The following is an 18,181-nucleotide window of genomic DNA, read 5'->3' on the forward strand; positions in this document are numbered from 1 at the left end:
CGCTCCAATAGCAAAAAAGGAGAGCGAAGATGAAAGGATGCCTGAGTCTATTGTGTTGCTTATTCAGTATGGGTTGCTGGGCCGAAGCGCTCTGCCCGAATTGGTCGCCGGTGCGCGCGGGGCAGGAAATCACACAGCTGCAAACCCAGCTACGACAGTGGGATGACGCGTATTACCGGCAGGGCACTAATCTGGTGACCGATGCCGATTACGACAGCCTGCAACAGCGATTACAGCAGTGGCAGCGCTGTTTCACACCGGCGCACGCCACCTACGATGCACAACTCACCACCGATGGCAGTACGCATCATCCGGTGGCGCATACCGGCGTGCGCAAACTGCGCGATAAGCTGGCAGTGGCGTACTGGATGCAGGACAAATCTGCGCTATGGCTGCAGCCGAAAGTCGATGGCGTCGCCGTTACTTTAGTATATCGACAGGGTAAGTTGGCCTCATTGATCAGCCGCGGCGATGGTTTGCGTGGCGAAGAGTGGCTGGCCAAATCCGCACATATTCCCTCCATCCCGCAGCGGCTGGATACCTTGCGTGAGGAAGTGGTGCTGCAAGGTGAGCTGTTTCTGCAAATGACCGATCATCAACAGGCGCGTGACGGCGGCAAGAACGCGCGCGCTCAGGTGGCGGGAGCGATGATGCGCCACGACACCAGCCCGCTGCTTGAGCGCCTTGGCGTATTTATCTGGGCGTGGCCGGATGGACCCAATTCAATGCCCGATCGTCTGGCGCAGCTCACACAATGGGGATTTGGGCTGGCGCAGAGCTGGAGCCGTCAGGTGAGTAATGAAGAGGAAGTCGCGGTATGGCGCGATCGCTGGTTCCGCGAATCGCTGCCGTTTGTCACCGACGGCGTGGTAATCCATCAATCACCTGTCAGCGCAGGGCGCGACTGGCAGCCCGGCCAGGGCAGTTGGTCAGCGGCATGGAAGTATCAACCAGCAGAAGTCAGCAGCGAAGTGCTGTCAGTGGATTTCAATGTGGGCCGCACGGGCAAGATCGCCGTGGTGCTAAATCTGATACCGGTACAACTGGAGGACAAAACGGTACGCCGGGTAAACATTGGTTCCCTGCGACGCTGGCGGGAACTGGATGTGATCGCGGGTGATGAGGTGACGCTCACGCTGGCGGGATTAGGCATTCCGCGACTGGAGCGCGTGATTTGGCGTGTGGCGCAGCGCGATTATCCAGCGTCGCCACAGGAGGGCGAATTCCACGGCTTAACCTGTCTGCACTTTAGCGCCGACTGCCGGGCGCAGTTTTTATCTCGCCTTAGCTGGCTCAGCCAGACGTCGGTACTCGATATTGCGGGCGTACAGCGCAGCAGCTGGCAGCGCCTGCTGGATAGCGGCACTATCAGCCATCTCTTTTCCTGGCTGACACTGACGCCGGATCAGATTGCGCAGGCTAATGGCATCACGCCGGCTCGCGCGCAACTTATCTGGCACCGCTTTAACCTGACGCGTCAGCAGCCGCTGCGACGCTGGGTGAGTGCGCTTGGCTTGCCGTTGCCGCGTGCAGCGTTACAGGCTTTACCGGATGCGCAGTGGTCGCAGTTGCTGGCGCGAACGCCGGAAAGCTGGCAGCAACTGCCCGGTATCGGTAGCGTGTTGGCACAACGGATTGTGATGATGCTGCAGGATGCGCACCTGCAGCAGTTGATTCACTTTCTGCAGCAGCAGGAGATTCCTGCAACTGATTCAATGTTCAGGATGGGGATAGTTGAAGATCGGCAAACCGAGGCGGAAACGCAGCGCCAGCAAGCGGGCGAAGAAGCCGAACAGTAGCGTGATGATCACCACCGCTTCATGCGCCAGCGGCGTTTTCAACAACAGGATATACATCCAGCCCGAGGCGAAAGCGATACCGGCATACAGCTCTTTCTGGAACACTAGCGGAATGCGGTTGCAGAACATATCGCGCAGCACTCCGCCGAATACGCCAGTGATCACGGCGGCGATGGCAGCAATGATGGAGGCGTGCCCGCTATCCAGTGCAACCTGGGCGCCAATAATCGAGAACACCACTAAACCCAGCGCATCCAGCACCAGAAACACTTTGCGCAGGTGCGTCATTAGCGGTGCAACAAAGGTGGTCACAACCGCAGCCGCAGCCACGATCATGATGTACTCCGGGTTTTTAACCCAACTGAGCGGATAGTGGCCCAGCAAAATGTCACGCACCGAACCGCCGCCAATGGCGGTGACCGAGGCGATGATGATCACGCCAAACAGGTCCATTTTACGACGTCCTGCCGCCAGCGCGCCGGTCATGGCTTCGGCTGTAATACCAATAATATAGAGAACGGTTAACAACATAGAGCACTCCAGTAAATTGGCGGCAAGGCTAAAGATTTCTCAGAGTGTAGACCACTGAGATTTTCTAAATAAAGCGTTATCGGATTAGGCTTTTTGATGGCGTGCATGCTAACAGGCTTAGCAGGCGGGATAAATCTGCAGTTATTGACCTTTTCGCATAAGTATAAATGATGCGAAGAGGGGCAGATCTTCTCTTCTTAAGTTCTAGCCAGTTTGTGTCGTACGTGATTACTGGCAATTGAAGCAGGATTTCCGCTCTCAGGCATCACGCGTAGCAACTATTGGACAGGCATGAAAACTCGTAACGAAGACATTCTCTTTTTCTCCTCTGACAAACTGGCGGCGCTGGGGCTTGAGAGTCTTTTGTCCTCGTTACCTGTTGCGTTTCAGCTGCATGAGCTATGGTCTCTCAGCACGGTCATGGCGAAGTGCGAAAAGATGAAACCGCGTTTGCTGGTGTGTATCTTTCATGAAAATATGCCGCTAACCGGCACCTTAAAAGTGCTTTACGCCTTACAGCAGCAGTTTCCCACGATGCAAATCGTGGTGCTGACGCGGCGTTTGTTACCGCTGATGCATGCGCTCAGTCGTTACCTGCCTTCGCTGACGGTGTTGGACTTAAAATCCTCTCGTCAGATACTTTCCAGCCGTCTTCTCACCAGCATCAACACTAATGCCCAAATTCAGTTAGTTGAAGGTGCGGATATTCTTTTGCCAGACAGGCAATTAAGGGTATTACTGATGATGGCGTGGGGTTACAGCATAGAGCACATCGGCATTCGCTTAGGCATCAGTCACAAAACAGTGAATGCACACAAACTCAATGCACTGGCGCGACTGCAGGTCAAAAGCAAGAATGATATGGCCGATCTCTACATGGTGATTGATGAGTTACGCATGATAGTGAGTTGGCTGCGCTTGCAGCGTAACGGCAAGTTAAGTGAACTCAGTTTTCAGTCACTGGAAGAGTTACTGGAAGCCTAAAAAGAAAAAAGCGTGCTGGCGACCAGCACGCGAACGCATCTTTTCAGATGCCCAGAGCCCACCATACAGACTTGTTTTTATTATCCGTTTCTTGCTCGCACGTTAGCGAAACTTTTCAGGCTAAAGCGGTATTCTGGCTGGAACCAGGAGCGACCGTAGTAGCAGTAGATCAGCATTCTGATGGATACCATGGCGAGGTAGCCCCAGATGGCGCACAGCACTGAAGGTGTCAGCCACACGGTAAACAGTGTGACGCTTAATCCCACCAGTACAGAAGATGTTTCCGCGAAAGCGATGCGTGAAAATTGGTTTTCCCGCTGTAATATGGCGCGATAATGTTGTCCCTGCGGAATAATAATGAAGATGACCGAAATCATTTCCAGCATTATTGCCATTTCGGGTTGATTCATCATTCGACTAGAAATATCGCTACCAATAAACAGCGCGGCAAAAATAGCGAGTCCGCTTAATACATTCCCCCAATATAATATTGAGAGATCGCTATTGTTCAGGTTTTTAGTTCTGATAATGGCATTGCCAAATCCGCGATCGGCCAGTGTGTCAATAATCAATAACATTACAATAGCAATGGCGAGTAAATTTAACTCGTTTGCCTGGAGTATTTGTGCCAGAAGTGAAAGTTGTAAAACACCAATGCCGACGATTTTAATCGATGACAAAATTGACCATTTAGCGTTGGTCAGATTTTTTTCTCTTATCGCCATATTCTGCTCATTATGGTACATGTACCAGTGCAATTAAGGGTTTACTCTGGCCACAGGCCAAAGCACAGCTTACATCAATGCAGCGCATCCTGACGCAGCCCTGATATACCTTTCAGGTTTTGCCACGTAAAAATGCGTTCAATTAAATGATGTTCTGAATTTATTAAGATGACCCTGGCGCTTAATGATGTTGTTGTCTTAATGGTATCTCCTCCTGTGCGGAGGAAATCCGTAAGATCATTATAAAATCCCTTTGAGTTTATATATTCCCCGGCCAGCATCCGGCTGGCAATCTCAACGAATTCTTTTTCTGATAACAAAGGATAGGTTGAGCGATCCATGTTATTTCCCTGCTGTTGTTATTATGGTTACTGCTGTGTGTGAAATGAGTTATACCGTGTTTTAATTAATTTAACACCATCAGAAAACTCCTATAAATAGACCGCAGGAATAAATGGTTTCAGAATTTGCATCAGAATATATAAGGCGAGTGATTTACTATTTATTAGTGCTTTTCTTCATTCCATACGGTTGAATGAAGCGGCGATAAAGAAATACAGAAAAAACTTTGATAAATCAGAGGCACTCAGCATTTTTCTGCACATCCTCACCAGGAATTTTCCTGTTGAGGATGCTTAAGCCAGACTGGTGATTAGCAGATAAATACGTGAAGGCTTGAGCAAAACAGTTAAACGCTACTGAGCAAAAAAGTCAGCGATTTTTATTGATTGATTCCAGCATGCGTTAAAGAGGCTATCTCTGCATAATCCATTGATTCTAATGAGTTAACAGATGAAGAAGCTGTTCCAGATCGCGTTTCACCCATGCAACATCCTCGGCAAACTTCTCGTCAGACATGAATGCTTGACGATAAACCACCATCACCACTTCCGCACCTTGCTCATTGGCAATCACCCGCATCGGCATATAAATCTCTTTACCCGTTCCGGTATCAATCCAGTGATCCATCACGCCAAAGGGATTGTGTGGGGTGAAGCGAATCTTTACCGTTCCCTCGGGACCTTTGGCTTTCCAGCTGTTCCCTTCCTGCGTTAGCGTACTGGCGCTGAGTCCGCTCGCCCATTTGGCAAAGCATTCCGGTTTCCAGATGGTTTCATACAAATCTAACCAGTTGCGTGGAACCGTTAGTGTGACGGTCTGAGATGGCAGCATGGGACCTCCTGATGTGATACAGCCATTAAAGCACGCTGATACCGGGCTGCAAACGGCCCGGTCATGGAAGTGTGGGTCAGCAGCGGTTTCCGTGAAAACGCTGTAATCAGATAAACTTGCCGCGTCCCTGAATAGCCTGCTCTTCACCCGTATCATCAGCATGGCGCTGCACGAAGCGATCGGACTGCGCAACCACCGCGCAGCTGTGGTTAGGGAAGATGCGCAGCAGCGCGCCAACGGTGGGTGCCTGTTCAGCATATTGCAGGAAACCATGCTCCTCCGACAGCTTCAATACTTCATAATGATTGCCTTGCTCATCGACGGCGATACCAAATCCGCTGGCATTGGTGCCGTGCGGCCCTTTGTCAGAGCTAAGCATTTTGGAACCGGCATCAATAATGGCGAAGTGCGGATTGACCGCTACCACGCGCGTTACCACGCTCAGCGCCAACGCCTCTGGCGTGCAAAGACCTAAACGCCATGCGGTGAGATCAAGCAGCGCGTAATTGCCTGGGCGGATTTCATCGCTGCCCTGCGCGACGGGTGCCGCCAATGCCGTTGGCGTTGAACCGACCGAAATTGGGCAGTGCGCAAAACCAGCGGCAATCAGGCGCTGCTGCAGATCACGCATCAATGCGATTTCCTGCAGGGCAACGTCGGCAATCGCTGCGGCGTTACCTGCGCCATAAGCGTGACCGGCATGAGAAACCAGCCCGGCAAACGTGAGGCCCGCATCCTGAATTTGTTGCGCCAGCGTAACGGCGGCATCGTCGTGCGGATCAACACCGATGCGATGTAATCCCACATCCACCTTGATGGCTAACGCCAGCTGGCAATCGGGCTGGCGCTGATGTGCAGCCGCTATTGCTGCCACGCCATTCGCGCAATCCGCAATGCAGGTAATGCGCGCCTGATGTTGTGCGGCTACCGCCAAAAGTTCTTTCAGCGTATCGGCATGCACAATTGGGTAAGCTAGCAGCAGATCGCGTTCGCCACCGAGAATAAAAGCGATGCCTTCACTCGGTTTAGATACGGTAATGCCGCGCGCGCCGAGCTTTCGCTGCTGCTCAGCAATCCAGACGCTTTTATGGGTTTTGATATGAGGACGTAGCGTGACGCCAGCGGCATCGGCTTTTTGCTGCATCTGTTGCAGGTTGCGTTGCAGGCGCGCTGCATCAATTTCGAGGTACGGTGTTAGTCGGTCGGCAATCAGAGGCCGCAACCAACCAGCCTCAATATTCTGTTCCATCATAATAGTCCGCAGGTGATTACACAGTGCGGACTATGATTCATCAATGCACGGCAGAATGCCAGCCGACAAAATCGGCACATTCCTGCTGTAGGGGCGCCATTCATGGCGACCGTTTCAAACCTTAGAGCTGCCGCTCTGGAATCCGCCGCCCAAATCCTCAATCAAAACCACCGCAAGGTTAATTTGCTGCGCCTTCAGCGCCACCATTTTTTGGTCGGATTCGATCAGCTGATTTTGAATTGTCAGCACATCAAGATAAGGACGCAGGCCCGCTGCGTATTCACTATGCAAATCATCCCACGCGCTGTGAATCAGCTGGTTAGCGCTTTCCTGTTGCGCCAGCTGATCCTGAATCGACTGCAACTGAGTAATGGTGTCGCTGATATTACCCAGTGAACTAATCAGCAATTTGTTGTACTGCGCTACCGCCAGATCGTAATCGGCGTCGCTCTCTGCTAAATCGGCGCGACGTTTGCCCGCGTCAAAGATCGGCAATGACAAACTCGGTCCCACATTAAAGAAGCGGCTTGGCGCACCAAAGAAGGCATCGCCGAGCAGGGATTTGGTGCCGGCTTCGGCCACCAAATTGATGTTGGGATAGAACTCGGTTTTGCTGGCGGCGATCTGTTTTGATGCCGCTTCAACGCGCCAGCGCGCGGCCACCACATCCGGACGACGACCCAGCAGTTCGGCCGGAATGGCGTTTGGCAGCATGGCGGCGACCGGCACATTCATCTGCGCCGGTTTTAGCTGGTGCCAGTAATCCGGGCCTTTACCTATCAGCGTCGAAAGCTGAATACCGGCATCGGTGACTTGTTGTTGAGCTTGCGTCAATTCGGCTTGCGCGGTTTTCTGCTGCGACAGCGCCTGCTTATATTGGTAATCGGAAGTGAGTCCAGCGCTGACATATTGCTGCTGAATTTTGGCGATACCCGCCGCACGCTCGGCATTCTGCTGCGCCAGTTCGGCATTATTCCAGGCGAGATTAAGGTTGTTCCACGCTCGCGTCACGTTCGCGGCCAGCGTTAACTGACTGGCCTGACGATCCAACTCGCTGGCACGTGCTTGCCCCAATGCGGCTTCAGCGGCATCTTTTTTGCCGCCCCATAAATCGAAGGTGTAGCTCAAGCCAACGTTAGCGGTGCGCAGCGTGCTGTAGCTTTTCCCCTCTAGCAGCGGATCATCCACCTTTGCCACACGCGAGCGCGTAATGCCCGCGTTGAGATCGACATCAGGATAGCGTTCGGCATTGGCGGCAATCACTTGTGCATTGGCTTTATCCGCTTGCGCGTTGACTACCTGCAAATCCGGGTTGGATGCCATCGCATCATCAATCAGTCGATTGAGTTGAGCATCGTTAAAACCTCGCCACCATGCGCTTTTTGGCCAATTCGCGGCGCTGAAATGCGCGTTTTTCAGGGATTGACTGGCTTGCAGAGCGTTAGCATCAAGCAGCGTGTTTTTGGGGTTTAAGCCGTGTGGATTGGCACAACTGGCCAGCAGCGCAGTGGCAACGGCCAGCGCGAGAAATTTGCAGTGAAAGTGCTGTGTCATAGTTCTGGTCAAAGAGAGGTGAAGGCGACCATTACAAGAGGCGGGGCAGATTTTGACAAACCTGTTTTTCGTTAAGAATGGTTGTTAAATGTGAGCAGAGAAAATGAGCAGCAGGCGAAAACCTGCTGCATCAAGAGATTAGATATAGAGAGACGCTTCACCCGGCGGACGGGTTTTAAAGCGACGATGCAGCCACAGATATTGGTCGGGCGCACGCAGAATTTCATTCTCAATCACGCGATTCATGTAAGCAGCGGCGGCAGCTTCATCTTCATACGGATAATTTTCCAGTTCAGGCTGAATAATCAGCTGATAACCGCTCTTATCCTGGTTTCGAATCAATACGATGGTCAGCATCGCCGGTTTTGCCAGACGAGACAGAACATAGGTGCCGTTGGTGGTCGCCGCTTGTTTCACCGCAAACAGCGGAGCAAACACGCTGCCTTTTGGGCCGTAATCCTGATCCGGTGCGAACCAGACCGCTTCGCCTTTTTTTAGCGCCTGCACCATGCCGCGCAAATCGCGACGATCGATCATCGCTTTATTCGAACGCATGCGACCCTTGGTTTGTGCCCACTCCATCGCCTGATTATTGTGCGGACGATACATCGCCATCATTGGCTGGCATAAACCGGTAATGCGGCCGCCCAGCTCCAGCGACATAAAGTGCACACCGATGACCATCACACCACGCTGGTGGCTTTGTGCGTGCTGCAGGTTTTCCAGACCATGCACTTCGAAGTAACGACGCACGCGTGCATCAGACCAGAACCAGGCAATGCCGGTTTCTGCCAGCGCCATTCCTAGCGATTCGAAGTTGCCGGCGATCATCGCCTCGATTTTCTCTTCCTTAATATTGGGGAAGCACAGCTCAATATTGCGACGGGTGATGCGTTCGCGGCGCTTCAGGAAGTGACGCGACAATTTGCCAGCGCCAGCACCAAGCCGGATCAGAATGGGGTAAGGAAGTTGCACCAGCAGCCACAGCACACCTAGCCCAAACCAGGTAAACCAATAACGGGGATGCAGAAGTTTGGAACGGAACTGCCTGGATTTCGTCATAACGCCTTCATGTCGGGGAAAAAATGTATCGCACGAAGAAAAAGGGTCCCTGAGTTCCTGGAGCGGTACAACTGTATTGATTACGACCAGCACTTTAGCAAAAAGTGCCGTCAATGTTACCCAATCTCTGCAATCCTCAGGATTGAGCACATTCATGGTTAGAACGGCTTCATCCTATCACCTTTTATTCATTCCCTTTAAAAACAGCAGGGTAAACTCATCCTAAAGAAGTCAAAATAGCCATCACGTAGTGGATTAAGAACTGTCTGTTAATAAGGACACACTAATCTTTACGCTTTATTTACTTTGTTCAGGAAGATTAAAGCGTTTGTCTTCAGGAAAAAGCCGATGACCGCTCTGATGCAGTCTCTGTTGCCATTCCATGTCTCCCTGCAACATGGCAATTTTAAGCAGTGAGTAGGTTACGTTGGCATCATGGTGCTTTGTCAGGTATTCCCCAGCCCACACTTTGAATTGGATTAATTGCCCGACATCGTTTGTGCTGTTAAACGTCATTAGACGATGAAGGTTTGCATCAAACTGATAGCGCTCCCATTGGGCGTAAGGATTAATAAGTTGCTGAGCATGGGAAAAATCAGCAAACCGCTTAATACCAGAGCATGTGGCGCTAACTGTTAGAGCGGATGCTCAAAAGTAGATGTGCCACATTAGGCAAGATCATCATCCATAACGCATAGGCGCGTCGCCTTGCATGAGGGCTACCGGTTACGACGGGCTTGAAGCATGCCCATATTAATAGAGCCGCTCCCTCCAGCGCAATAACGCCATTTTCTACCCACTGAAAAAGAATTTCATTATGCGGATGCAGTGCCGGTCATCCTAATCAGAGTTGATATGGCTACAGTGACCGGGTCGGTAAACTTCACTTTCACATCTGCTTTTGCACTAAGTGAAGGGCGACAGAATTCTCGATAAATTAATAGGAAAAGTAAAATATTAATATCGTAAGTAATATTCAGAAAAACAACGTCTTTTTATTATCAAAGCGTTAATAAGATAGGTGCTTGTGATACTTTAATAGATGTTTTCTGAAATTAAAGACATGTCTTATACACAGCGAGAAAATGCAATCATTTTAAAAATGATTAAGACCTTCTGTTACGTTACCTGATGATAATGATAATCTTTTCATGAATTGCTTTCGCTACCTATTACAGCGGGAGATTTACAAAGAATTGATCAGGGCATATATCTTTTGAATGTCTAAATGTTATTTTGTGCAAAGATTTCCCGGTCTTAATCTGATGATTACCAAAGAGAATAAATTCTATGACACATAAACGTTTGCTGGATTGCTCAGCTTCCGAGCTGCTGCCGATGGATAAAGATGCGTTGATATATGCTGTGCGTGCCAGCGAAGGACGGGTGGTAGTCAGCGAAACTATCGGCATGACTTCACCTTTGCTGCATAATATTACTAACGCCGAATTGGCGGCCTCTCAGGGTGCTGATATTGTATTGATCAACATGTTCGACAGTGAAAACCCTATTATTCATGGCATGCCCGCAAACATTGCGCCGGAACAAACATTACATGAATTATGCCGGCTGACCGGGCGTATTATTGGGGTCAATCTTGAAGCGGTAGATCCTGATTTTGATGCCACGCATCTTGATGGATTACAAATGGTGCCAGGGCGCGCGGCAACAGCGGAGAACGCCTGCCGTTTGGTGCAAATGGGAGCCAAAATTTTGGTTCTCACGGGCAATCCTAATAACGGTGTGAGCAATCGTGCGCTGGCTAAAGCGGCGAAAATGATCCGCGAGGCGGTTGGTAACAGCGCACTCATTATCACCGGTAAGATGCATGGTGCTGGCATTGTTCAGGAGAGTGGCAGCGACATCCTCACCGAGCAAGATATTGCTGAGTTCGTGCATCAAGGGGTTGATGTGGTGTTAGTGCCTGCACCCGGCACACTACCAGGTATGAGTCAGCAGAAAGTTGCCTCACTCATTGAATGTATTCATTCGCATGGCGCTTTGGCGATGACCGCGATCGGGACATCGCAAGAGGGGGCAGATGTGAATACCATTCGTCAAATCGCGTTAATGAGTAAGATGGCGGGCGCAGATCTTCATCATATTGGTGACACCGGTTACATCGGGATGGCATTGCCTGAAAATATCATGGCTTACAGCATTGCCATTCGCGGTATCCGACATACTTACACGCGCATGGCACGCTCAATAAATCGTTAACCCACATTAATCGTCAAGCCGGTAGGATGACGGACTTGACGTTATTAATGGAGGGCGTGATCACTCGATGTTCTGAATCTGTTCACGCATCTGTTCAATCAACACTTTCAGCTCAATCGCTGATGTCGTGATCTCGGCATTAATTGATTTTGAAGCCAGCGTGTTCGACTCGCGGTTGAACTCCTGCATCATAAAGTCGAGGCGGCGGCCAACGGCTTCTTTCTTTTTCAGGATGTTGTAGGTTTCTTTAACGTGAGCATCCAGGCGATCCAGCTCTTCCGACACATCGGTGCGCTGCGCCATCATCACCAGCTCTTGCTCCAGGCGATTATTTTCCAGCTGCACTTCGGCTTCTTCCAGCTTGGTGACCAGACGTTCGCGCTGCCATTTAATTACTTCTGGCATCTGCGCGCGCACTTTGCTGACTTCGTGCGATACGCCTTCCAGACGCTGTTCAATCATCGCTTTCAGCGCGGTGCCTTCGCTTTCACGCGCTTCGATAAAGTCATCTAACGCGCCATCCAGCGCCACCAGCAGTTCGGCGTTGATGGCATCGAGATCCTGCTCTTGCGCGGACATCACGCCCGGCCAGCGCAGAATATCCAGCGGATTAATCGCGCCTTCATCACTCTGCATCTTCACCCAATTGGCGGCCTGCACCAGCTGTTTGGCCAGTGATTCATTCAGCTGCAGTTCGCCTTGCGCGCTGGCATCGGCGTCATAACGCAGGTTGCATTCGATTTTACCGCGCGTCAGGCGATTACGGATGCGCTCGCGGATGACCGGCTCCAGGCCACGAAATTGCTCCGGCAGACGGATATAGGTTTCCAGATAGCGCTGGTTAACCGAACGGATTTCCCAGGCGGCGCTGCCCCAGTGGCCTTTGGCTTCGCGGCGGGCGTAAGCGGTCATACTGCGGATCATAATCGTCTTCTCTTTTTCAGAAATGTTGGGTGAAGTATAGCGAGGCAGACTCGACGCTAACAGGCATAAGCGCACTTAAGCGTGAATAACAAAAAATTACCTCTTTTACCGACAGACACTTATGCTTAGCGCTGGTTCGCTTAAAAGGATGAAGTGATGTTCCGCTCTCTGGTTCTTCCTGCTTTATTAACCTTACTGCTCGCTGGCTGTCAGGCTCCGTCGACGAAAATGCATCAGATCCCGCCCAACACCGCGCCGGTTGCGGTATGCGGTTCTGGTGACGTGATGATGCAAACTACGTTGTGGTTTGGCATGAATAAACCGAAAGGTGGCATCGTCAGCAGCAGCGAATGGCAGCAGTTTGTCGATAACGATGTGACGCCGCGTTTCAAAGACGGTTTATCGGTATATGACGCCAAAGGTCAGTGGCTGGGCGAGAACGGTAAGCTGGCGCGGGAAAACAGCAAAGCGTTGATGCTGATTCACACTCCGGATGTGGCGAGTTCTGACAGCATCAACAAACTTCGTGATGTGTATAAACAGCGCTTCGAGCAGGAATCGGTGATGCGGGTTGATTCACTGGTGTGCGTGGCGTTTTAAAAAATGGCGGCCATGCAGCCGCCATGCGTTATCAGATAAACAGCCCGGCGAACGCGGCCGAGAGCAAGCTCACCAGCGTGGAGCCATACACCAGCTTCCAGCCAAAACGGGAAACCACATTGCCCTGTTTCTCGTTCAGGCCTTTAATCGCACCGGCAACGATGCCGATTGAGGCGAAGTTAGCGAACGAAACCAGGAACACTGACAGAATCCCCAGTCCGCGTGGCGTCATTTCAGCCGCCACTTTCTTCAGCTCGATCATCGCGACAAATTCATTCGCTACCAGTTTGGTGGCCATAATACTCGCCGCCTGCAAAGCATCGGCGGAGGGAATGCCAACCAGCCACGCAAACGGATAGAAAACGTAGCCAAGCAGCTGCTGGAAGCTGTAGCCAAATACCGCAGAAAACAGCGCATTGATTGCTGCAATCAGCGCGATAAAGCCAATCAGCATCGCCATGATGATCATCGCCACTTTAAAGCCGGCGAGAATGTATTCGCCCAGCATCTCAAAGAAGCTCTGATCTTCATGCAGCTTATCCAGCGCAATCTGCTCTTCGTTTTCCGGGCGGGTGGGATTAATGATCGACAGGATAATAAAGGTGCTGAACATATTGAGCAGCAGCGCCGCAACCACATATTTGGCATCAATCATCGACATATACGCGCCAACAATCGACAGCGAAACCGTCGACATCGCCGTCGCCGCCATGGTGTACATGCGTGGCGCGGAAATATCAGCGAGAATGCCTTTATAGGCAATGAAGTTTTCCGACTGGCCGAGAATCAAGGTGCTGACGGCGTTAAACGATTCCAGCTTGCCCATGCCATTCACTTTTGACAACAGAGTGCCTACGGCGCGAATCAGCAGCGGCAGAATGCGCCAGTGCTGCAAAATGCCGATCAGTGCGGAAATAAACACAATCGGGCAGAGCACGCCGAGGAAAATAAAGGCTAATCCCTGATCTGCCATATTGCCGAAGACAAAGTTGGTTCCTTGCGCGGCGTAGGTTAATAAGGTTTCAAAGAAGCCGCCCACCGCAGTGACCACCGATTGTCCGCCCGCCGAGTGCAGGAAGAACCAGCCCAGCGCGGCTTCGACAACCAGCAGCTGAATAATAAAGCGGGGACGAATGCGTTTGCGGTCGTGGCTGACCAACAGCGCAAGGGCAAATATCACCACCAGCGCCAGCAGGAAATGGAGTATCGCGATCATCATTTATCTTTTTAAGGGAGGAAACGCGCATTTAGCCACAGCCACCACAGAATTTCATCCAGGATTGTGGCGATCGCGGGCGGGACAGCCGCAGCTGAAGTCCGTATAATGCGCAGCCAAACCTAAGCAAGCCGGAGAGAAACCATGCGTCCAGCAGGCCGTAGTGCATCTGAAACACGTCCCGTCACACTCACTCGTCACTACACCAAACATGCAGAAGGCTCTGTGCTCGTTGAATTCGGCGAAACCAAAGTGCTGTGCACCGCAACCGTCGAAGAGAGCGTGCCGCGTTTCCTCAAAGGCAAAGGTCAAGGCTGGATCACCGCGGAATACGGCATGCTGCCGCGTTCGACCCACAGCCGCATGGCGCGTGAAGCCGCCAAAGGCAAACAGGGCGGACGTACGCTGGAGATTCAACGTCTGATCGCTCGTTCACTGCGTGCAGCAGTGGATTTGCAAGCGCTAGGCGAATTCACCATCACGCTGGATTGCGACGTGATTCAGGCCGATGGCGGTACGCGTACTGCATCTATTACCGGCGCCTGCGTGGCGCTGGCCGATGCGTTGAATGCGCTGGTGGCGGCGGGCAAGCTGAAAGCCAGCCCGCTGAAAGGCATGGTGGCGGCGATTTCTGTGGGCATCGTCGGCGGTGAAGCGCTGTGCGATCTGGAGTATGTGGAAGATTCCGCCGCAGAAACTGACATGAACGTGGTGATGACCGAAGACGGCCGCATGATTGAAGTGCAGGGCACCGCAGAAGGTGAGCCCTTCAGCCACGACGAGTTACTGCAGCTGCTGGCGCTGGCGCGAGGCGGCATTGAGCAGTTGATTCAGGCGCAGAAAGCGGCGCTAACTAATTGATGTAACAGGCGACCATAGAGTCGCCTTTTCTTTATTTGAGGAGTGAGAAATGAAAGCCTGGCAGCGTCAGTTTATTGAATTCGCCCTGAACAAAGGGGTGCTGAAGTTTGGTGAGTTCACCCTGAAATCGGGACGTAAAAGCCCCTATTTCTTCAATGCCGGTCTGTTTAATACCGGTCGCGATTTAGCGCTGTTAGGCCGTTTCTACGCGCAGGCGCTCGTTGATGGCGGCGTTGATTTCGATCTGCTGTTTGGCCCGGCGTACAAAGGCATCCCAATTGCCACCACTACCGCGGTGGCGCTGGCCGATCATCATGAACGTGACGTGCCTTACTGCTTCAACCGCAAAGAAGCCAAAGATCACGGCGAAGGCGGTTTGCTGGTGGGCAGCCCGCTGCAAGGCAAAGTGATGCTGGTGGATGATGTGATCACCGCCGGTACCGCGATTCGTGAATCAATGGATATCATCAGTGCGCATAACGCGACATTGGCGGGCGTGTTGATTTCGCTGGATCGTCAGGAACGCGGTCGCAGCGATATTTCGGCGATTCAGGAAGTGGAACGTGACTATAAGTGCAAAGTCACGGCGATTATTACCCTGGCTGAGCTGATTGATTACCTGGAAGAGAAGCCGGAGATGGCTGACCATCTGGCGAAAGTGCGCGCGTATCGTAAAGAGTACGGGATTTAATTATTCGGTAATGAGGTCGGCATTTATGCCGACCTGGTCTTTTAAACCAACTGCGCCGCCATCAGCGGCCAGCGGCTCTCGAAATCTGCGGTCGGACGAAACCGAAACTCCGAGCGCACATAGCGCGACAACAGCCCTTCACAAAACGCCAGTAACTGGCTCGCCAGCAGCGTTTCGTCGTTCTGGAAACCTTCACCATCACGCATTTTCTTCTCGCGCATCACCTGACGCAGCTGCACTTCAATACGCTCAAACAGCTGATTAATACGCCCTTGCAGGCGATCCTGTTCAAACATCAGCGCGTGGCCGGTCAAAATACGCGTCAGCCCCGGATTACGCTCACCAAATCCCAGAATCAGCTGCACGATTAAACGCAGGCGCGTCAGCGTCTCTTTTTCATCTTTCAGGATCAGATTGATGCGGGTAATCAGACTGTCTTCAATAAACTCGATCAGGCTGTCAAACATGCGCGTTTTGCTGGGAAAGTGGCGATAAAGCGCCGCTTCCGACACGCCGACATTAGCGGCCAGCTTCGCGGTGGTGATGCGCTGACTGCCATCGCCCGACTCCAGCATTTGCGCCAGCGCCTGCAAAATCTCTTCGCGACGATTCCGTTTCGCGACTTTTTTTTCTGCCATGACCTTCAACACCCCTGAAATTCACCAAAAACAGGCAATACTGCCTCATCTGCCACAGACATAGCGGCCTGTGGCGACAAGAAATAAAAAGATGGCTAAGCGAAAAGTGTCGCGTATTACTGGCGGCCTGAGTGACCGAAGCCGCCTGCGCCGCGGTCGCTGGTGTCAAAATCTTCCACCAGGTTAAATTCGGCCTGCACGACCGGCACGAAAACCAGCTGTGCTAAACGGTCGCCTGGCTGCAGCGTGAAGCTGTCCTGGCCGCGGTTCCACACGGAAACCATCAGTTGGCCCTGATAATCGGAGTCGATTAAACCGACCAGATTACCCAGCACGATGCCATGTTTATGGCCAAGACCGGAGCGCGGCAGAATCACTGCGGCAAGAGCAGGATCGGCAATGTGAATCGCCAAACCGGTGGGAACCAGCGTGGTCATGCCTGGTGTGATTTCCAGCGCATCATCCAGGCAGGCACGTAAATCGAGGCCTGCGGAACCAGAGGTTGCATAAGTCGGCAGCGGGAATTCATTGCCCACACGTGCATCAAGAATTTTAACGTCGATTTTTTTCATCATAACGGCTGACAATCTCGTCTAGTAATTGTTGGCCAAGGAGCGTCTTATCACTGAGCGGTAAGACTTTTTCTCCTTCCTGCCAAAAAAGGTGAAGAGCATTGGTGTCGCTATTGAAGCCCTGACCCGCCTGCGCCACATCGTTGGCACAAATCAGATCCAGGTTTTTTCGCACCCGTTTTTGCCGCGCGTATTCTTCCACATTCTGGGTTTCGGCAGCAAATCCCACAACATAAGGGCGATTTTCCTGCAGCGCCGCGACGCCCGCGACAATATCGGGGTTCTTCACCAACTGCAGCGTGACGCTGTCGTCGCCACCCTGCTTTTTGATTTTCTCTGCGGCAATGTTAGCCGCCCGGTAGTCTGCCACGGCTGCGCTGGCAATGAAAATATGTTGTTGCTGGATTTGCGCCATCACCGCCGCTTCCATCTCCAGCGCGCTGTCGACGTCCACGCGTTGCACGCCAACTGGCGTTGGCAGCGCCACCGGGCCGGTAACTAATGTCACCTTCGCACCGCGTTTGGCCGCAGCCGCAGCAATCGCAAAGCCCATCTTGCCCGAGCTGTGATTGCTGATATAACGCACCGGATCCAGCGCTTCGCGGGTTGGACCGGCGGTGATCATAATGCTGAGATGTTGCAGATCGTTGACGGGCGCAGCCCATTCAAGCGCGTGCGCCACAATCGCCAGCGGATCGAGCATGCGGCCGGGACCCACATCGCCGCACGCCTGGCTGCCACTGTCGGGGCCCCAAATCAGTACGCCGCGCTGCTGCAGACGCTGCAGGTTCTCTTGCGTGATCGCCGCGCGGTACATCTGCTGATTCATGGCCGGGACGATGGCAACCGGCGCTGCGCTTGCCAGGCTCGCGGTAGTGACCAAATCATTCGCCATGCCGGCAGTGACGCGGGCAATCAGATCGGCGGTAGCCGGCGCCAGCACAATTAAATCGGCCCATTTCGCCAGTTCAATATGGCCCATCGCCGCTTCGGCTGCCGGGTCGAGCAAATCATCAAATACCGGATAACCGGAAACCGCCTGCAGGCTCAGCGGAGTAATAAAGGCCCTGGCCGCTTCGGTCATCATTACGCGCACATCAGCACCGCGATCGCGCAGCCGACGCACCAGCTCCGGCGCTTTGTATGCAGCAATGCCGCCGCTCACGCCCAGCAGAATTTTCTTTCCAGCTAATCCCGTCATGTTGTTCGCCTCAAAGCAAATTGCCGCGTCAGGGGCGGCAGATGCAGGCAACTTTATCACAAAATCCACAGTGCGCCTTTTCACTGCCTGCGGCCTTTGCGGGCTGGCTCTGAAATCGTTCAGCGCGTGCTGGCGCTGACGGTGGCTGACGCGCAGAATCGCCGCATCGCAGGGAGGA

General features: G+C 52.5%; 18 protein-coding genes. 6 read left to right on the forward strand and 12 right to left on the reverse strand.

The genetic code is table 11. The annotated features are described in order from the left end of the window. The first annotated feature begins 29 nt into the window (after positions 1-29). A complete protein-coding gene (ligB, locus tag IB226_RS22140; RefSeq protein ID WP_192237014.1) occupies positions 30-1,799 on the forward strand; it encodes an NAD-dependent DNA ligase LigB in 1,770 nt (589 codons plus the stop codon). On the opposite strand, the gene IB226_RS22145 is transcribed toward ligB, so the two are convergent. After that, the gene (locus tag IB226_RS22145; protein WP_008109765.1) at positions 1,713-2,330 is read right to left on the reverse strand and encodes a trimeric intracellular cation channel family protein; all 618 of its coding nucleotides are present in this window, start codon (positions 2,328-2,330) and stop codon (positions 1,713-1,715) included. The two genes, ligB and IB226_RS22145, sit on opposite strands and share 87 nt — an antisense overlap. Positions 2,331-2,621: 291 nt before the next feature. Between IB226_RS22145 and IB226_RS22150 the strand changes: the two genes are divergently transcribed. After that, a complete protein-coding gene (locus IB226_RS22150; RefSeq protein ID WP_192237015.1) occupies positions 2,622-3,314 on the forward strand; it encodes a LuxR C-terminal-related transcriptional regulator in 693 nt (230 codons plus the stop codon). A gap of 80 nt (positions 3,315-3,394) precedes the next feature. On the opposite strand, the gene IB226_RS22155 is transcribed toward IB226_RS22150, so the two are convergent. From IB226_RS22155 to lpxP, 6 genes are all read right to left on the reverse strand, one after another. After that, complete coding sequence (locus IB226_RS22155; RefSeq protein WP_137386793.1) at positions 3,395-4,039, reverse strand: oligosaccharide flippase family protein; 645 nt, start codon at positions 4,037-4,039, stop codon at positions 3,395-3,397. Positions 4,040-4,113: 74 nt separating this feature from the next. After that, positions 4,114-4,380, reverse strand: coding sequence for a hypothetical protein (locus IB226_RS22160; RefSeq protein WP_137386792.1), 267 nt, complete (start codon positions 4,378-4,380; stop codon positions 4,114-4,116). Between the two features lie 436 nt (positions 4,381-4,816). Then, entirely contained in the window at positions 4,817-5,212 is a 396-nt protein-coding gene (locus IB226_RS22165; RefSeq protein ID WP_101760704.1) for a polyketide cyclase, read from the reverse strand. Positions 5,213-5,318: 106 nt separating this feature from the next. Continuing rightward, positions 5,319-6,461, reverse strand: coding sequence for an alanine racemase (locus tag IB226_RS22170; protein WP_192237050.1), 1,143 nt, complete (start codon positions 6,459-6,461; stop codon positions 5,319-5,321). Positions 6,462-6,578: 117 nt separating this feature from the next. Then, complete coding sequence (locus IB226_RS22175) at positions 6,579-8,018, reverse strand: efflux transporter outer membrane subunit (RefSeq protein ID WP_192237016.1); 1,440 nt, start codon at positions 8,016-8,018, stop codon at positions 6,579-6,581. A 138-nt stretch (positions 8,019-8,156) separates the two neighbouring features. Then, positions 8,157-9,080 carry a kdo(2)-lipid IV(A) palmitoleoyltransferase gene (gene lpxP, locus IB226_RS22180; protein ID WP_101760701.1) on the reverse strand — a complete coding sequence of 308 codons (924 nt, stop codon included), beginning with the start codon at positions 9,078-9,080 and terminating at the stop codon, positions 8,157-8,159. Between the two features lie 1,290 nt (positions 9,081-10,370). On the opposite strand from lpxP, the gene IB226_RS22185 reads away from it, so the two are divergent. Then, on the forward strand, positions 10,371-11,300 hold the full coding sequence (locus IB226_RS22185; RefSeq protein ID WP_192237017.1) for a haloacid dehalogenase-like hydrolase: 930 nt from the start codon (positions 10,371-10,373) through the stop codon (positions 11,298-11,300). A gap of 60 nt (positions 11,301-11,360) precedes the next feature. Here IB226_RS22185 and IB226_RS22190 read toward each other — a convergent pair whose 3' ends face one another. Continuing rightward, a complete protein-coding gene (locus IB226_RS22190) occupies positions 11,361-12,224 on the reverse strand; it encodes a YicC/YloC family endoribonuclease (protein WP_061720336.1) in 864 nt (287 codons plus the stop codon). A gap of 156 nt (positions 12,225-12,380) precedes the next feature. Here IB226_RS22190 and IB226_RS22195 point away from each other — a divergent pair, with 156 nt between their 5' ends. Continuing rightward, positions 12,381-12,824 (forward strand): DUF3574 domain-containing protein, encoded by a 444-nt coding sequence (locus IB226_RS22195; protein WP_192237018.1) that lies wholly within the window; start codon positions 12,381-12,383, stop codon positions 12,822-12,824. Between the two features lie 31 nt (positions 12,825-12,855). Here the strand turns inward: IB226_RS22195 and IB226_RS22200 are convergent, their stop codons facing one another. Continuing rightward, a complete protein-coding gene (locus IB226_RS22200; RefSeq protein WP_110868217.1) occupies positions 12,856-14,040 on the reverse strand; it encodes a NupC/NupG family nucleoside CNT transporter in 1,185 nt (394 codons plus the stop codon). Positions 14,041-14,184: 144 nt separating this feature from the next. Between IB226_RS22200 and rph the strand changes: the two genes are divergently transcribed. Beyond that, positions 14,185-14,901: a ribonuclease PH gene (gene rph, locus IB226_RS22205; RefSeq protein ID WP_101760691.1), complete on the forward strand. Its 717-nt coding sequence runs from the start codon at positions 14,185-14,187 to the stop codon at positions 14,899-14,901. Between the two features lie 49 nt (positions 14,902-14,950). Beyond that, the gene (pyrE, locus tag IB226_RS22210; protein WP_008109749.1) at positions 14,951-15,592 is read left to right on the forward strand and encodes an orotate phosphoribosyltransferase; all 642 of its coding nucleotides are present in this window, start codon (positions 14,951-14,953) and stop codon (positions 15,590-15,592) included. Positions 15,593-15,633: 41 nt separating this feature from the next. Here the strand turns inward: pyrE and slmA are convergent, their stop codons facing one another. From slmA to coaBC, 3 genes are all read right to left on the reverse strand, one after another. Further along, positions 15,634-16,230, reverse strand: coding sequence for a nucleoid occlusion factor SlmA (gene slmA, locus IB226_RS22215; RefSeq protein ID WP_008109747.1), 597 nt, complete (start codon positions 16,228-16,230; stop codon positions 15,634-15,636). 116 nt (positions 16,231-16,346) lie between these two features. Then, a complete protein-coding gene (gene dut / locus IB226_RS22220) occupies positions 16,347-16,805 on the reverse strand; it encodes a dUTP diphosphatase (protein ID WP_167391166.1) in 459 nt (152 codons plus the stop codon). Continuing rightward, positions 16,783-18,003 carry a bifunctional phosphopantothenoylcysteine decarboxylase/phosphopantothenate--cysteine ligase CoaBC gene (coaBC, locus tag IB226_RS22225; RefSeq protein ID WP_192237019.1) on the reverse strand — a complete coding sequence of 407 codons (1,221 nt, stop codon included), beginning with the start codon at positions 18,001-18,003 and terminating at the stop codon, positions 16,783-16,785. The genes dut and coaBC overlap by 23 nt, the downstream gene beginning before the upstream one ends. Positions 18,004-18,181 lie beyond the last annotated feature (178 nt).

Origin of the sequence: Pantoea sp. PNT03, from assembly GCF_014852515.1 — a bacterium.
GTDB lineage: Bacteria > Pseudomonadota > Gammaproteobacteria > Enterobacterales > Enterobacteriaceae > Pantoea > Pantoea leporis.

Coding starts and splice junctions, on each gene's coding strand:
- IB226_RS22155 (WP_137386793.1), bottom strand. CDS start 4,039: ATGGCGATAAGAGAAAAAAATCTGACCAACGCTAAATGGTCAATTTTG.
- coaBC (WP_192237019.1), bottom strand. CDS start 18,003: ATGACGGGATTAGCTGGAAAGAAAATTCTGCTGGGCGTGAGCGGCGGC.
- dut (WP_167391166.1), bottom strand. CDS start 16,805: ATGATGAAAAAAATCGACGTTAAAATTCTTGATGCACGTGTGGGCAAT.
- IB226_RS22200 (WP_110868217.1), bottom strand. CDS start 14,040: ATGATCGCGATACTCCATTTCCTGCTGGCGCTGGTGGTGATATTTGCC.
- lpxP (WP_101760701.1), bottom strand. CDS start 9,080: ATGACGAAATCCAGGCAGTTCCGTTCCAAACTTCTGCATCCCCGTTAT.
- IB226_RS22195 (WP_192237018.1), top strand. CDS start 12,381: ATGTTCCGCTCTCTGGTTCTTCCTGCTTTATTAACCTTACTGCTCGCT.
- pyrE (WP_008109749.1), top strand. CDS start 14,951: ATGAAAGCCTGGCAGCGTCAGTTTATTGAATTCGCCCTGAACAAAGGG.
- IB226_RS22150 (WP_192237015.1), top strand. CDS start 2,622: ATGAAAACTCGTAACGAAGACATTCTCTTTTTCTCCTCTGACAAACTG.
- slmA (WP_008109747.1), bottom strand. CDS start 16,230: ATGGCAGAAAAAAAAGTCGCGAAACGGAATCGTCGCGAAGAGATTTTG.
- ligB (WP_192237014.1), top strand. CDS start 30: ATGAAAGGATGCCTGAGTCTATTGTGTTGCTTATTCAGTATGGGTTGC.
- rph (WP_101760691.1), top strand. CDS start 14,185: ATGCGTCCAGCAGGCCGTAGTGCATCTGAAACACGTCCCGTCACACTC.
- IB226_RS22175 (WP_192237016.1), bottom strand. CDS start 8,018: ATGACACAGCACTTTCACTGCAAATTTCTCGCGCTGGCCGTTGCCACT.
- IB226_RS22185 (WP_192237017.1), top strand. CDS start 10,371: ATGACACATAAACGTTTGCTGGATTGCTCAGCTTCCGAGCTGCTGCCG.
- IB226_RS22160 (WP_137386792.1), bottom strand. CDS start 4,380: ATGGATCGCTCAACCTATCCTTTGTTATCAGAAAAAGAATTCGTTGAG.
- IB226_RS22190 (WP_061720336.1), bottom strand. CDS start 12,224: ATGATCCGCAGTATGACCGCTTACGCCCGCCGCGAAGCCAAAGGCCAC.
- IB226_RS22170 (WP_192237050.1), bottom strand. CDS start 6,461: ATGGAACAGAATATTGAGGCTGGTTGGTTGCGGCCTCTGATTGCCGAC.
- IB226_RS22145 (WP_008109765.1), bottom strand. CDS start 2,330: ATGTTGTTAACCGTTCTCTATATTATTGGTATTACAGCCGAAGCCATG.
- IB226_RS22165 (WP_101760704.1), bottom strand. CDS start 5,212: ATGCTGCCATCTCAGACCGTCACACTAACGGTTCCACGCAACTGGTTA.